The organism is Nostoc sp. UHCC 0252 (assembly GCF_034931145.1).
In the GTDB taxonomy this organism is placed as follows: Bacteria; Cyanobacteriota; Cyanobacteriia; order Cyanobacteriales; family Nostocaceae; genus Nostoc.
In genome coordinates, this window is the sequence record NZ_JAYGHE010000017.1 from 63,466 (window position 1) to 78,016 (window position 14,551).

Here is a 14,551-nt window from a genome sequence, read left to right on the forward strand (position 1 = left end):
CGCGTCTCCTGCCTTAACCGTTCGTCGCGTCTCCTGCCTTAACCATAATGATTTTTATTACTTAGGATAGTTTCGAGTTAAATAAAGTTGTATTTAAAATTACAGGTGATTAAAAACTACATTTATGGGAAATTAATTTCCCCTGCTATCAAGGAGTAATAATGATTTTAACTAAATATCAACGTGTTGTAGGCGTATTTACTCATCGTCGAGACGCAGAACAGGCGCTACATGAGTTGAGAGATTCTGGCTTGGCGATGGAAAAAGTATCTGTAATTGTCCAGAATGTAGACCGCAATCATGAAATTACCGGTGATGAAATTAAAGAACGCACCAGTGATAAAGCCGACGAAGGTGCAACAGTAGGAGGACTTTCAGGGGGCGCTGTTGGTGGGTTGACTGGTTTATTAGTAGGTCTTGGGACTTTAGCAATCCCTGGAGTTGGGCCAATAATGCTGGCTGGCGCTGCTGCAACTGCTTTGGTTACAACCCTTGTTGGTGCAAGTATTGGTGCTGCTACTGGCACTTTTGCTGGTGCGCTAGTTGGTTGGGGAATATCAGAAGAGAAAGCTAGAGCATATAACGAGCGAGTAGAGCATGGACACTATTTTATAATTGTAGATTGTACATCTTTTGAAATTGCTAAAGTAGAAGCAATTTTACACCGTTGGGGTATTGAAGAGTTTGGCATTTACGAGCCTGTTAGTAGTGAGCAATTATCTACAAATTACCTGACCACAACAACTGCGACTACCATGCCTAATAAAAGTGGTATTTTAACGAAGTATGCTATTAGTTGCTTTAATAATATAGACGATGCTGAAGCCGCAATTAACGATATGTATGTCGCAGGTTTTTCAGCAAACCAGATTTCCTTAATTTGCCAAGATTTTTCTCAATTGATTGGCTCAACTGGTGTTAATTTAAGTGAGCGCTTTGACGCTATGAGGCTAGGAATACCAGATGATTGGGCACGCTTTTACAACGAGCAAATTGATCTAGGCAATTACATACTTATTGTTAGCGGTGCAGACAACGAGCTTGAACAGGCTGGCTTAATTGTTGGCAATTATGGAGTTCAGGAATGTCAAATTTATGACCCCATGTTAATCCGTTCTTGAAAAAGAGTACTAAAATTTTTAATAATTTTGTCAGAACAAACGAATATACTGAAATATTTTCAAAATCTTCCGGCCTTTAGCTGTATCTGTTACAGCTTATAGGTCAAGCATAAATCGAATATTTCCAGATTATCAAAATAGAATAATACTTTTTATGAATACTCTGCCCGGTTTCCGGGCGAATATATAGCGATCCTAAATGAGTTGTGAAAATCGATAGGCTTAGATCCCCGACTTCTTTAAGAAGTCGGGGATCTTGTTGTTCACGAATGATTTAGGACTGCTACATAACAAAGCAATTGTGTCGGCTCAATTACTCCATCTAAATCTTCTCAGAAGTTTAGAAATCTAATTAATAGCCTTCTATTGTAAAACCAGCAGATTGAACTATCTGTTTAATAGACTCTTCAGAAGCCGCAGTGTCTACAGTTACAGTTTTAGTATCAACATCCACATCTACTTTGGCATCAGATTCCATAGTCAAAATAGATTTAGTTATTTTCTGGGCGCACTCATTACCTTGGATATTCGGAACTTTCAATTGAATTGTCATTATTTACCTGATTACGTCGATTTTAATTTTTGTTTCATAAATATAATAATGCTTGAGAAAATGAAGCCACATCTGACTGGAGTAAGGGAATTGACATCCAAAAGATAGTAATAAATCGATCTATAGGACTCCTATTCGATTTTTGGAAAAACTCCGTACATCTCAAAAAGGTTAATTTACTACTCCCTACCTACGCAAATAATTTCATTTAGAGTACTCCAAATAAAAAAATGCTCAATTGTCATTGCGAGCGTTCGCGGAGCGTCTCGTAGAGAAGCGAAGCAATCCTAGCCCTTGCGATTGCTTTGCTTTGCTCGCAATGACGGGTTTTGGATCATTTATTTTTTGGAACACTCTTATCAAGTCAGATTCCTATATTTGGTTCTAGGTAGATGCCCTTGTCCACTTTGTTGTCTGAGGAAAGTAACTCTACCTATTTTTTTTGAGTTCGTGCATACTTCTTACAACCTTGGTTACTAGACTTCTGGGTGTAAATCTGACACTTTCGGTCAATAGCTTATTTCTCATCCCAGGAACAACAACAGTTTTATTTTTCATTAAACCCCGATAACCAATGTTAGCAACGGTTTCCGTGTCCATCATTCTGCTAACGCTAGCAATCTTTGAATCTTCCATTGCAGCAGTTTGTTGAAATTCCGATGCTGTTGGCCCCGGACAAAGAACAGTCACGCTAACACCAGTACCCTCTAATTCATTAGCGATCGCTTCTGAAAATGATAATACATAAGCTTTAGTAGCAAAATAAACTGCCATTAAAGGCCCAGGTTGAAAAGCTGCTGCTGAGGCGACATTTAATATTTTTCCATAGTCTTGCTTGACCATATCCTTGAGAAATAACTTTGTTAAATGAGTCAAAGTCACCATATTTACCTGGAGCATTTGCAGTTCAATACTGAGGTCTGTTTCACTAAATGCTCCATAAGTGCCAAAGCCAGCATTGTTAACCAGCACATCGATTTTGACCGATTCTTGCTGGAGTTCTCTAAAAATTTCTTCTGGAGATGTTGGGATAGATAAATCCTTAACCAAAATTTTCACAAAAATCCCAAACTTTTGCGGAAATTCATTTATGATTTCTGCAAGCTTTTCTTCATTCTTATCCACTAACACCAGATTATAACCATGACGAGCAAAAATCTGGGTTAATTGATAGCCTATCCCACTAGCCGCTCCTGTAATTAGAGCAGTTTTTTTTTGCCGACTTTCAGATGTTTTATTCATGCTAGAAAAATGGAGAAGGTGAGTTAATTAATTTAAGTTTTATAAATTTAGCTACAGCAATATATAATGTTTGCTGTAGCTATTTTTATGCAGACAATAAATGATGCTATCTACCTGAAACGAATATGCTTCAATCAAGCATAAGAGACGCAAATATAAAAATCTGTATCTATATAAACAAGAGCAAAAATAATTAATATTGTTATCAGAATTCTGCACCCAGGAGTCAGAATTTAGAAAAAATTCAGTATGCTTGGTATATGTATAGGAATCCGGTTTGATTTATGAAAACATACGTGGTAACGCACCAAAACCTCTATAGTGGTGCGTTACGAACTCCGTTCTAACACACCCTACAATACCTAATTTTGTTCACAAATCAAATATGATTCCTATATACTTAAATATTCTCCTGATTCTTTAACTATTCTGACTCCTGAATTCTGACTCCTGAATTCTTACATATTGCCATTAATGCCACAACATAATTCCGTTGATATAACTAATGTGCAAGCAGCACAAGAGCGAATTTTGGGAATTGCCCACCGCACCCCTGTGCTAACTTCTAGAATCGTTAACGATCGCACCAATAGCCAAGTATTCTTTAAGTGCGAGAACTTTCAACGCACAGGATCATTTAAATTTAGAGGGGCATACAATGCCCTAACGCAACTATCGATAGCCCAAAAACAAACAGGCGTTATCACCTATTCATCAGGAAATCATGCCCAAGCGATCGCTCTAGCTGGTAAACTCCTCAATATCCCCACCACTATTGTCATGCCTGATGATGCACCCATTGTCAAACAAACTGCGACTCGTAGCTATGGTGCAGAGATAATTTTATACAATCGCCAAGAAACAAACCGAGAAGAATTAGCCCAAAATTTAGCACGCGATCGCTCTCTTACCCTCATTCCTCCTTACGATCATCCTCATGTAGTCGCTGGACAGGGGACAACTGCTTTAGAACTTATCCAAGAGGTTGGTGAATTAGACTTATTATTAGTTTGTTGTGGCGGTGGCGGATTACTTTCAGGATGTGCGATTACAGCCAAGGCACTTTTACCCAATTGTAAAGTAATTGGGGTAGAACCAGCCCTTGCCGACGATGCTACCCGCTCCTTTCACACCAAAACCCTGCAAACTGTCAAGAACCCTGATACCATCGCCGATGGTGCGCGGACTCCTAGCCTTGGTAAGGTTACTTTCCCCTTAGTGCTACATTACGTCGATGATATGGTAACGGTATCTGAAGAAGCGATTCTTCGCACCATGTTTTTCTTGTGGGAACGTCTGAAAATTGTGGTTGAACCCACCGGAGTACTCGCCGCCGCAGCCTTACTCGAAGGTGTGGTGACAGCAAAAGAGGCAAGAATTGGTGCGATCGTTAGTGGTGGAAATGTAGATTTAGCGCACATCAGCACACTTTATGCTAAATTACCAGCTTTCTATGGCAATTTGTAACTACCAACACGCAGATTTAACTTACCTTGACGCGGATTTTGGCTGAATATAAATGCCCCTTCTTCAGTTTCCCCACTAGATAAAAAGTCGATTTGTTGCTCTCCTGTTTCTGTAATGCCATTAATTTCTAACTCAGCCACAATCTGAACTGACTCAGCTGTATCTCCTCCACTATTCAATACTTCGAAGGGAACATAAAATTGACCATCGATTTCTCGAATTGTTTGTTTTTTGGTGACAGAAAGGATGGGAGGTTGATCCTTTTCGTTCAGCCAAGCGTAGCCAACCAGACCAACAATGATTGCTAAGATTAATGAGGAAATGCCGAATGTCACCCACTCAGCTATTGAGCGCTTTGGTTTTGATTCTGTTTGAGTCATATTGCTAACCTTCCGGCTGCACCGCCAATTGTTGCAGGTAAACCTAGCATCAATGTGTGATCTAACCACATTGTCCAAGGATCGCTAAAAGTTAATTTTTGAAAGAACCACAGCATAAAAGCGCCTGCTAGTAGTGATACTAAGTAGGACATGATAGTTTCGCTCGATGGTCGTTGGAAAATTCCTTTTTGCTGTCTTCGTTTTTGCTGGTCTGAAAAGCCCGCCTGAAATACAATGCCATAAGAAATCAGTAAAGATGTGGCGATCATTGCTAACTCCCAAGGTGGTGAGGCTGCGGCCGCAAGCATGGTAATTTCATCTGTTGGAGCGATGTTAAATGCAATTATGGTTGCACCAATAAGAGTTGCACTCAAATCGGCGAAAGTGGCGTTTAACTCATCCCCTTTTTTATTAGTTGTGCTGTTTACCTGATTAGGTTCTTGCTCTTCTCCATTGCTGTTATCTCCCAACAACTGGTTAGCTAATGCTACACCAAGAGCAAATGGTACACTTTCAAAGATAATTTTCCCTAAAGATTCTTTTAGGGAAGTTTCTAGTGTCAATTCTCGCAATAGTAGCAGCACGAACGCAGAGCAAGATATTCCGATCGCGATCGCTTCTACGGTATCCATTACGGCTTGATGAGCTAGCCCCTTATATCTGCGTTTGCGAAAGCCTTCTGTCTGATTGAGCAAGTAAACCACAATAAACATTAATGCGATCGCAATCATCATCAGTTGTGGTTTTGCCAGCGATCCAATCCACCAAACCTCCATTGTATAAAGTAAAGGTATGCCAAATAAAAAACCTCCGCAAGCACCGCGAATGAGGTCATTAATCTCACTCTTCCACATATCCTTTTGACGTTTTTTTGCCAACTCCTTACTTTCCTTTTGTTGAAATTTTTGCTTTGACTTTTACTTAGAACTTACGCCAAAGTATACACAGTAGAGGTAATGACTTTTCACGACATCTGAAAAACCTCTTTCGTGAAGGTTAAAGGGTTAGGTTTTTGGTGGACTTTTCTACATAACGTGAAAAGTCAGAGAGCTAATACCCTGCGGGAAGCCGCTTTTCTACGTTCGCGCAGCGTGTCGCAGATAGACGCTTTGCGAATGCGTCTACATGAATTACTCTAAAAAGAAAATCTTTCTTTTTAGCTATTCTTTGCGTAAGCTCTAATACTAATTCTCTATGAAGATGCATATAAAAGTCCTAAATCTTTCACGAAAAGTTAAATCCCCAACTTATCGAAGAAGTCGGGGATTGCGATAACATATATTTTCACAAATTGCTATTTGCGACCGCACTTTTAACAAAAATTAAATCTAGCTTCACCTGCACAATTGCTAGAGATATTTTTGAAATTGAATGTTACCTTAATTTTCATTTACCAAATCAACCAAGGCATTCGACTGGAAGCGAACTATAGATGAAACTGAGCAACCACGATAATTCTCAGAGGTGAATACTGATAGTGTGATATTAGCTTGACCAGGATCTAAGATGCGTTTTACCTTACAGGTCTGCATTTTGTTGTTGCAGTAAGCAATGATGCGATCGCCAGCCTTGACTTCCAACGCTTGAATTTTCACTTAATATCAACCTCGCCCAAGATTTTATTCAGCTAAAAAAATATAGCAATATATTTTTTTAGATAAATAATTTAAATGTTTGTTTTAGTATAACACAAAAAGTAACGGTTCTAAATGCTATCAATTTCATCTTGATAATGTCAAGTTGATTTATGCTCAAAACTCTATTAGATGCTGGATACGCTTTTAAATTACATATAGGAATCCGGTTTGATTTATGAAAGAAATTAGGTATTGTAGTGGCGTGGCAAGGCTAAAATAGTTCATTAGATGTAGGTTGGGTTGAGCAAAGCGAAACCCAACATGGATCGGAGTGTTGGGTTTCGTTCCTCAACCCAACCTACAAATTTTTTTGCAATAATTTAGCCTTGCCACGCCACTACGTATCTACGTATCTGTTCAAAAATCAAATAGGAATCCTATAGTTACTTCCTAAGTTCGTTGACCACTGACGGTTAACTGTCAGTGGTCAACAAGTGGTCAACACGAAAAGATATGCAAGTTAAATGCGCGACAGCTTATCTACTTAGGCAAACTTGCGCCCTGGTAAACTAGAACACAAACTTTTTGCTCTAATTTTTTTTGAGTAGAGATTTTTCCTTCTATGTTTTTGTTACAATCATTGAAATTTTTAATTAAAAGTACCACTATGGCTTTATATGCTGAATTACATAGACACCTGGGCGGTTCCGTCGTACCGCGAGTTCTATGGCGATATTTTGAGCGACATTCTTCGGAGTTGATTTCCCGCTTCGCTGACTATTCACAATTTGAAGATTTTTACACCCGTCCACGCAACAGTCTAGATGAGTATCTAGAATTACACACCCTGGTAGAAAGTGTGCAAACTGTAGAGACTTTGCCTTACTTCATCTATCGTTTGGTGCGGGGTGCTTACATCTTTGAAAATTTGGCTTATCTAGAACTGCGTTACACTCCTTATTTGCGGACACCTGAACATCTGAGTCAATCACAGAGAATTGACAAGATGGCAGAAATTGTAAAAGTAGTAGGACTTGCCAGCCACCAGCCAGAATATCCGATTGTTACTAGCCAAATTCTCTGTATGCACACGCGCCTACCTTATGAGGTGAACAAGGCGATTGTTGATTTGGCGGCACAAAATAAGCAGTATGTCTGTGCAGTGGATGTAGCAGGAGGTGATAGTTATTACGCCGATCGCTTAGAAGAATGGATCAGCTTATATGATTATGCGCGATCGCAGGGCGTTAACACCACCGGACATTTATATGAAACCACCGCCGGTTGTTACCCTGAACTGTTACCCTACCTCATGCGAATCGGTCATGGTATCCAAATTCCCCTACTATATCCAGAGTTACTTAATGATGTAGCTAAACGCGGACAATGTTTAGAGGTTTGCCCGACAACTTACCTAAAAACTGGTACTTTACAGGATATCCGTCAACTCAAATTAGTTTTTGACCGTTGTTTTGAAGCCGGGGTAGATATTGCTATCTGTACTGATAATGCTGGATTGCACAATGTACGTCTACCGTTTGAGTATGAAAATCTTTTAACTTACAACATTATCAGTTTTGCCCAACTACAAGCTTGTCAAGATGCAGCTTTCCGTCATGCTTTTGCTTGGCCTTACAGTCAACGTCCTGCATCCCTGTTGAATGGATTACTGAAACCCGAACCACCTAAAGTTTTGGCAACAAGGGATAGTAATTAACCACCATCTAGAAGTAAACAGAAAGTAAGATGATTTAATGTTAATTAATCTTGCAATCGATGTGTTTTTTTCATGCTCCAGAGAAAGCTGTAATGCACAGTAGATATTTTGCAAAAGTCAATTGTTTAGGAATTAAACCACAGATGTACGCAGATAATTCATCGCTGTTTATCTGTGGTTTCCTTTTCGCTAATTCAGATTTTTGTTAGAAGTCTAATGTGCAGTACAAAAAAGCAGCAATGATGAAATAAATAGACTTAGATTAGTATGCCTGGGTTAAGTTTAAGCGGCAACACCTTCTGTAGCACCACCAACTGAAATCCACGCTGCAAGACCACCTTGGATTTCCGCTACATCAACAAACCCTTCTCCTCTGAGAATTTGTGCAGCCTGGGTTGATTGTTCGTCACTGTCGCCATAAATATAAATATGGCGTTCTTTATGTAAAGCAGATTTGGCTCTAGATGCCAAATTGTCTAATGGAATGGGTATTGCTCCACTAATCCGACCGTTATTGTAGCTGTGGCGATCGCGCACATCAACAATTGTAAAACCTGGTTGACCCCATTGCAAACGGGTCTTTAACTCATGGACATCAGCAACTGAATTATTACTCATAAGTTTTTTTGGCTTATCACCTCACAAGCAATTTATCAAAAATCCCCGTTTAATTGAGTTTTCTTTACAATTAATAAAAATTTCTCGTGAATTCGCCTTCTTATCTCCTCTACTTAGCTTGTACCCAGAAGCTATAAACTATAATTTATGGCATCTACTATTCAAGCTCTACCAACAGAAGTCGTATATCTTATTACAGCTGGTGAGGTAATCGACTCTTTAGCTTCTGTGGTGCGGGAATTGGTAGAAAATTCCCTAGACGCAGGTGCAACGCGCATTGTGGTTTCTTTATGGCCGCAGCAATGGCGAATTCGTGTTGCAGATAATGGTTGTGGAATGAACCTAGATGATTTGCAACAAGCAGCCACAGCCCACAGTACTAGTAAAATTCGCTCTAGTGCCGATTTATGGAAAATTAACAGTTTGGGGTTTCGTGGTGAAGCGTTACACAGCTTAACAACTCTGGCAGATTTAGAAATTTTAAGTCGTCCTGTGAATGGAAAATTAGGATGGCGGATTAGCTATGGCAATGGTGGGGAAGTTGTACAAGTTGAAGTAACTGCGATCGCACCTGGTACAGTGGTGACAGTTTCTCATCTCTTCGGTAACTGCTCATCTCGTCGTCAAGGATTACCCACAGCAGCACAGCAAATGAAAGCCGTGCAAGCCACAATTCACCAAATCGCTATGTGTCATCCCCATGTTACTTGGCGGATTTGGCAAAATGATCGTCAATGGTTCACCATCTCTCCGGCAGCCACAACTGGGCAATTGCTACCGCAGATTTTACCGCAAGTGCGACAAGGTGACTTGCAAGAACTAAAACTCGAAATACCCAACCCACCCAACTCCCCACTCCCCACTCCCCACTCCCCACTCCCCACTCCTCACTCAGCACTCAGCACTCAGCACTCAGCACTCACTTTAGTGGTAGGATTACCCGATCGCACTCATCGTCATCGTCCAGATTGGGTACGTGTAGCCATTAACGGCAGAATGGTGAAAACACCGGAATTAGAGCAAACGATATTATCGGCATTTCATAGAACATTACCACGCGATCGCTATCCAATTTGTTTCTTACATCTTGCCATTTCCCCCGATCAAATTAACTGGAATCGCAATCCAGCAAAAACAGAGATTTACCTCAACGAAATCATTTATTGGCAAGAACAAATTACCCAAGCAATTAACCAAGCACTCAGCATTTCTTCTAACAATCTTAAAGAAGCTGTTCACACAACACGAGTTAGTAAATTACTCAAAGCCGCAGAAGCCAAAGGCGGCTACAATTTCAACCCTCAAAATCCCAAGGAAGATCGCAAAAATCCTAATTCCTTAAAAGCTGTCGCTCAAGTTAGCAACACTTATATTGTTGCTGAACATTCAGGTGGTATGTGGTTAGTAGAACAGCACATTGCCCATGAGCGAGTTTTGTATGAGCAATTATGCGATGATTGGCAACTTGTCCCCGTCGAACCGGCAATCATTCTTTACCAATTGTCGCCAGCGCAAGTATCGCAACTACAACGCATCGGTTTAGAAATAGAACCCTTTGGCGAACAGCTTTGGGCAGTGCGAAACATACCCGCACCTTTGCAACAGCGAGAAGACTGTGCAGAAGCTATTTTAGAACTTAGTTGGGGAGGCGATTTACAAACTGCTCAAGTAGCCGTCGCCTGTCGTAGTGCCATTCGGAACGGTACACCGATGAATCAACAAGAAATGCAAACACTTTTAGATAATTGGCAACGTACTCGCAACCCTCGCACCTGTCCCCACGGCCGCCCAATTTATTTATCTTTAGAAGAATCAGCTTTAGCCCGATTTTTCCGGCGGAATTGGGTAATTGGAAAAAGTCATGGAATTTGATGTTTTCAAGTGTACACCGTTGTCTAACTGACGTTAAATTAAAATTTTTTCTTGTATTGTGATTTTGAATTGTAATTAACTTAACTATTAATAATCTGTTCCACCGCAATAGAAATATCTGGAAATGCTAGCGATTGAATTGTTCCCGCCGTCAGTGTCAATTTTGTTGCGTACTCTCCATCTAATATTTCTCGAAACACCACTAAATGAAGCTTTTTGAGATTTACAACCCAATACTCTAAAATACCTGCTTCTGCGTATATTTTGCTTTTTATATCTAAATCTTTCTCTAAACTGGAGTTAGCATACTCAATCAACCAGAAAATATTTTCTGGATAGGGATGATGCACTCGATACTCGCGTCCTAAACGTTGGACAATGGCAATATCTGGTTCTGGTTCCGAGTCGTTGGGTAATGTGATAGGCTTGGCTTGGCGAATTTTAGCGCGTTCAGCCAATAACTTTGCTAGATACTCACCAGCTTCATCACTACAATAAGCATGGGGTTCTCCTTCCGGCGACATTTCGACAATTTCCCCTTTAAGTAGTTCTACTTTGCGATCGCTCAAAATGCCAGCATCAATCATCCGGTGATATTCGTCAATCGTCCATTTAGCAACAATAACAGTCATGACGATTGATTCCTCCCAATAATTCTTGATATTTCCCCATATTAAACGTACTTCAAAGGAAGCCGCTAGCGCGTATGTACCCGTCTAACCAAGGCTTACAATCATTGGATCTGTAGTTCTTGGCAACAAAGTGCAATCTAATTGAGATAAAGGGCATTAAAACAATTCGCTTTTTCGCCCATTTGCAATGATGCTCCTACGTCGCTACCGCAATTACGAATTCTTTATTACTTATATCTTTAGCTAGAAGGAAAACACTATTGTAATTTCTAAGCTAGTTGTGAAGTTTTCTGATGGATGAAATTATGCTGAACATTATTGCTTGGATAATTCTAGGTTTAATTGCCGGAGCGATCGCAAAAGCTATTTATCCCGGTCGTCAGGGTGGTGGGATTGTTTCAACTATGTTTTTAGGTATTATAGGTGCTGTGATTGGGGGGGTTTTAGTTACTCTTTTTGAGACAGGAAGATTTCAATTAACTGCTGCAAGTCTTAGTATCCCCGGTGTAATTGTTGCCATTATTGGGGCAATAATTGCTATCTTTATCTGGAACTTAGTAGCTAATCGTGCTAGTTCTTAGTTGAATCAAACTTTTAGCTAGAAAAGTCATGATTGAAACCTTTCAACTTTTATGCAAATACAAAAACTCCACTAACTTTCATTTAGTGGAGTTTTTAATATTAGACTATCAGTAATAAATCATCGCTAATATTGCTATTTGCATTGTCGAAGCTAAATTAGTCTAAAGTTTTTTTAATTTCGTCTTTAATGTTTTCCACGGTGTGACCAACTTGGGCTTCAGCTTGCTTTGCTTGTCCTTCAGCTTTGTCTTGTGGATTGCCAGTGATTTCACCCACTACCTCTTGAATTTTTCCTTCAATATTTTTTACAGTAGCTTCTACTCTTTTTTCCGTACTCATGGTTTTTATTTCCAGCTTGTAGTTGATTCAGCTATTACATAAACTAACAGTAGTGTATTCTTTGTGACTTCCATCAACCGATAGAGTAATTTGGAAAATTATGTATCTTAAGATAGATACGAAATGCTATAGACATAAAAAGCTGAACATATCATCAAAAACAAGCCTGCCAAGTGAGAGAATAATTTCCTAGCAATTTGAGTTATGAAAGGTGATCGGATTTTGTAGATAAAAAGAAAAATTAATATTGACTGACTATTAAAAACACTGTCTGCAATAATCCGATGACAAAACCCAAAACTCCACCTAAAGTTACAATGGCCTGCAATTCGTTTTTGACAATTCCCTCAATAGCAGCTTCTAATTCAGCCGGCGAAGTTGATTTCACCCGGTCAACTATGACTTGATCTATAGATAAAATCGGAATAACCTGTGCCACAATTACTTCTAAATCCTTTTCCAAATACTTATCTAAAATTAGAGCTAGTTCTTGACTCATAACTTCTAAAGAAGTGCTGACAACAGGTGAAGTACTAAGACGGTTCAGCAGAACTACAGCAATATTTTCCCAATCAACAGAATCAGTTAATCCTTGCAAAAAATCGCCGCCACTGTTTTGTAGGTAATGACGAACACTCTCGCGGGTGGTCTTTCGCAGTTGGCGTACCGTACCCATTGGCAAGTTTTGTAATGATAAATTGAGCAGTAATTTCTTGATGCGATCGCGCATCTGCAAACCTTGAGTCAATTCCTCTAAGCGAGTATTGGCAGCCTCTTTTTCATCTAAGCAAAAAGTCCGTAACCTTGTCAGAGTATTACGTAAGCCAAACAAATTTGCTACTACCCAATAAGTCCCACTGGTTTTTTCGCGGAAGCCTTCATCAATAATTTGAATGGTGCGATCGGTCAAAAAATCAACTATTGCTTGGCGCAACAGATCCGGCGGTAAAACAACTTCCAATAACCAATCAACAAGCCTTGTAGCTTGTTCTTCACTCAGTTGAAATTCCAGCAATATCTGGTCAAAAACTTGATTGATCTGCGTTTCCAAAAAGTCTTCACGTCGCGCTAAAACTTTGAGTAAGCGTGGTAAGGATTCCCCTAGCAAATCCCGCAAAATTCCCGCTACAATTTTGACACTTTTTTGGTTATTATCCGTTTTGATTTGTTCAATCGCCAGCCGCAACAACCAGAGAATTGCTGATTGCACCCGTTCTGTTTGCAACAAACGTCGTGCGAGATTTTGCAACTCTTGTGGTGTCAATAGTGACCCCATAATTGTCTTAGAAATGTTCAAAGCCAGACGTTCCTGGTTACGGGGAATCAAACCAGGGGTAAAGGGTACTCTTCGTCCAGCAATATAAATTGCTCGGTAAGGACGGAACAACATTTTGATGGCTATATCATTTGTGAAATAACCAATAATTCCACCGAGTACCGGGGGAGACACATAAAGCCAAAGATGAGACCAGTCCACAGGATTTTGAATTTTGGATTTTGCGGTGCAGCGCTGCGGACGGGTTTCCCTCTCTTACGAGACGCTGACGCGAACCGCAGGCGACTGCACCAAGACGGATTTTGAATTCTAGATTATAAATTAGGGATTGGGGATTCGTAATTGGCAGTTATTAGTTATGAGTTATTTTGCTACTAACTACTAACGATTTTTCATTAGCCATTAACTATTCCGCAGTCCCCAATCCAAAATCCCAAATCTAAAATCTAAAATTTGCTGACTACTAGCACTCCCATCATACCGTTCACAATGGGGTAGTGTGTGGCAACAGCAAAACCAACTTGACGCGCTAACTCTACTTGCTCTTTCCCGATGGGGAAGCGGTCTAAGCTGGGACTAATATAAGCATATTCTTCTTTTAAGCCTAAATAATTGGCAACTGGCACTACAAAACCGTCCAGATACAACTGCTGAAAGGCACGTAGCTGAGGATTGCTCGGTCGATGAAAGTCTAAGATTGCGGCTTTAGCTCCTGGCTTCAAAACCCGGTGTAACTCTTGGAGACTGCGGGAAATATCTTTAACATTTCTTAAACCATAGCCCATTGTTGCGGCATCAAATTGGTTATCCTCAAAGGGTAAATTTAGCACGTCGGCTTCTACCCAGGCAATCGCAGGTTGAGGGTACTGTCTTTGGGAGCGTAATGAAGCAGTTTCTAGGAGGTTGCAGGAAAAATCGACTCCATACACCTTTCCTGTCGCTCCCACACGCCTTGCCAAACGTAAAGCTAAATCACCACTACCGCAACACAAATCTAATACAGTATCACCCGATTTAGCTGCACTCCATTTTACTGCCATTTCCTTCCAAATTCGATGCTGTCCCAAGCTCAACCAATCGTTCAATTGGTCATAAACGGGAGCAATACGGTTAAAAATGGACTGAATTTCGTTAGTCATTGGTCAATTAGTCATTGGTCATTCGTCATTTGTCAT

General features: G+C 40.1%; 15 protein-coding genes. 5 read left to right on the top strand and 10 right to left on the bottom strand.

The window, feature by feature from the left end; all coding sequences use genetic code 11:
• Window positions 1–161: 161 nt before the first annotated feature.
• Window positions 162–1,121 carry a general stress protein gene (locus VB732_RS13045; protein ID WP_323231261.1) on the top strand — a complete coding sequence of 320 codons (960 nt, stop codon included), beginning with the start codon at window positions 162–164 and terminating at the stop codon, window positions 1,119–1,121.
• 352 nt (window positions 1,122–1,473) lie between these two features.
• On the opposite strand, the gene VB732_RS13050 is transcribed toward VB732_RS13045, so the two are convergent.
• Window positions 1,474–1,674: a heavy-metal-associated domain-containing protein gene (locus VB732_RS13050; RefSeq protein ID WP_323231262.1), complete on the bottom strand. Its 201-nt coding sequence runs from the start codon at window positions 1,672–1,674 to the stop codon at window positions 1,474–1,476.
• A gap of 429 nt (window positions 1,675–2,103) precedes the next feature.
• Window positions 2,104–2,916 (bottom strand): SDR family oxidoreductase, encoded by an 813-nt coding sequence (locus VB732_RS13055; RefSeq protein ID WP_323231263.1) that lies wholly within the window; start codon window positions 2,914–2,916, stop codon window positions 2,104–2,106.
• 474 nt (window positions 2,917–3,390) lie between these two features.
• Between VB732_RS13055 and VB732_RS13060 the strand changes: the two genes are divergently transcribed.
• Window positions 3,391–4,383 (top strand): threo-3-hydroxy-L-aspartate ammonia-lyase, encoded by a 993-nt coding sequence (locus VB732_RS13060; protein ID WP_323231264.1) that lies wholly within the window; start codon window positions 3,391–3,393, stop codon window positions 4,381–4,383.
• On the opposite strand, the gene VB732_RS13065 is transcribed toward VB732_RS13060, so the two are convergent.
• The 3 genes from VB732_RS13065 to VB732_RS13075 form a co-directional block, all read right to left on the bottom strand.
• Window positions 4,368–4,763, bottom strand: a complete 396-nt coding sequence (locus VB732_RS13065) for a TIGR02588 family protein (RefSeq protein ID WP_323231266.1) — start codon at window positions 4,761–4,763, stop codon at window positions 4,368–4,370. The two genes, VB732_RS13060 and VB732_RS13065, sit on opposite strands and share 16 nt — an antisense overlap.
• Window positions 4,760–5,641: a TIGR02587 family membrane protein gene (locus VB732_RS13070; protein ID WP_323231267.1), complete on the bottom strand. Its 882-nt coding sequence runs from the start codon at window positions 5,639–5,641 to the stop codon at window positions 4,760–4,762. The genes VB732_RS13065 and VB732_RS13070 overlap by 4 nt, the downstream gene beginning before the upstream one ends.
• Window positions 5,642–6,142: 501 nt before the next feature.
• On the bottom strand, window positions 6,143–6,358 hold the full coding sequence (locus VB732_RS13075; protein WP_323231268.1) for a hypothetical protein: 216 nt from the start codon (window positions 6,356–6,358) through the stop codon (window positions 6,143–6,145).
• 649 nt (window positions 6,359–7,007) lie between these two features.
• Here VB732_RS13075 and VB732_RS13080 point away from each other — a divergent pair.
• The gene (locus tag VB732_RS13080; protein ID WP_323231269.1) at window positions 7,008–8,057 is read left to right on the top strand and encodes an adenosine deaminase; all 1,050 of its coding nucleotides are present in this window, start codon (window positions 7,008–7,010) and stop codon (window positions 8,055–8,057) included.
• Window positions 8,058–8,339: 282 nt separating this feature from the next.
• Here VB732_RS13080 and VB732_RS13085 read toward each other — a convergent pair whose 3' ends face one another.
• On the bottom strand, window positions 8,340–8,675 hold the full coding sequence (locus VB732_RS13085) for a rhodanese-like domain-containing protein (protein WP_323231270.1): 336 nt from the start codon (window positions 8,673–8,675) through the stop codon (window positions 8,340–8,342).
• Between the two features lie 147 nt (window positions 8,676–8,822).
• Between VB732_RS13085 and mutL the strand changes: the two genes are divergently transcribed.
• Window positions 8,823–10,547 carry a DNA mismatch repair endonuclease MutL gene (gene mutL, locus VB732_RS13090; RefSeq protein ID WP_323231271.1) on the top strand — a complete coding sequence of 575 codons (1,725 nt, stop codon included), beginning with the start codon at window positions 8,823–8,825 and terminating at the stop codon, window positions 10,545–10,547.
• A gap of 80 nt (window positions 10,548–10,627) precedes the next feature.
• On the opposite strand, the gene VB732_RS13095 is transcribed toward mutL, so the two are convergent.
• Window positions 10,628–11,179 (bottom strand): Uma2 family endonuclease, encoded by a 552-nt coding sequence (locus tag VB732_RS13095; RefSeq protein ID WP_323231272.1) that lies wholly within the window; start codon window positions 11,177–11,179, stop codon window positions 10,628–10,630.
• A gap of 308 nt (window positions 11,180–11,487) precedes the next feature.
• Between VB732_RS13095 and VB732_RS13100 the strand changes: the two genes are divergently transcribed.
• The gene (locus tag VB732_RS13100; protein WP_323231302.1) at window positions 11,488–11,760 is read left to right on the top strand and encodes a GlsB/YeaQ/YmgE family stress response membrane protein; all 273 of its coding nucleotides are present in this window, start codon (window positions 11,488–11,490) and stop codon (window positions 11,758–11,760) included.
• A gap of 157 nt (window positions 11,761–11,917) precedes the next feature.
• Here VB732_RS13100 and VB732_RS13105 read toward each other — a convergent pair whose 3' ends face one another.
• The 3 genes from VB732_RS13105 to ubiE form a co-directional block, all read right to left on the bottom strand.
• The gene (locus VB732_RS13105) at window positions 11,918–12,100 is read right to left on the bottom strand and encodes a CsbD family protein (protein ID WP_323231273.1); all 183 of its coding nucleotides are present in this window, start codon (window positions 12,098–12,100) and stop codon (window positions 11,918–11,920) included.
• 241 nt (window positions 12,101–12,341) lie between these two features.
• On the bottom strand, window positions 12,342–13,577 hold the full coding sequence (locus tag VB732_RS13110; protein WP_323231274.1) for a DUF445 domain-containing protein: 1,236 nt from the start codon (window positions 13,575–13,577) through the stop codon (window positions 12,342–12,344).
• Between the two features lie 245 nt (window positions 13,578–13,822).
• Window positions 13,823–14,515, bottom strand: coding sequence for a bifunctional demethylmenaquinone methyltransferase/2-methoxy-6-polyprenyl-1,4-benzoquinol methylase UbiE (gene ubiE, locus VB732_RS13115; RefSeq protein WP_323231275.1), 693 nt, complete (start codon window positions 14,513–14,515; stop codon window positions 13,823–13,825).
• Window positions 14,516–14,551: the final 36 nt, after the last annotated feature.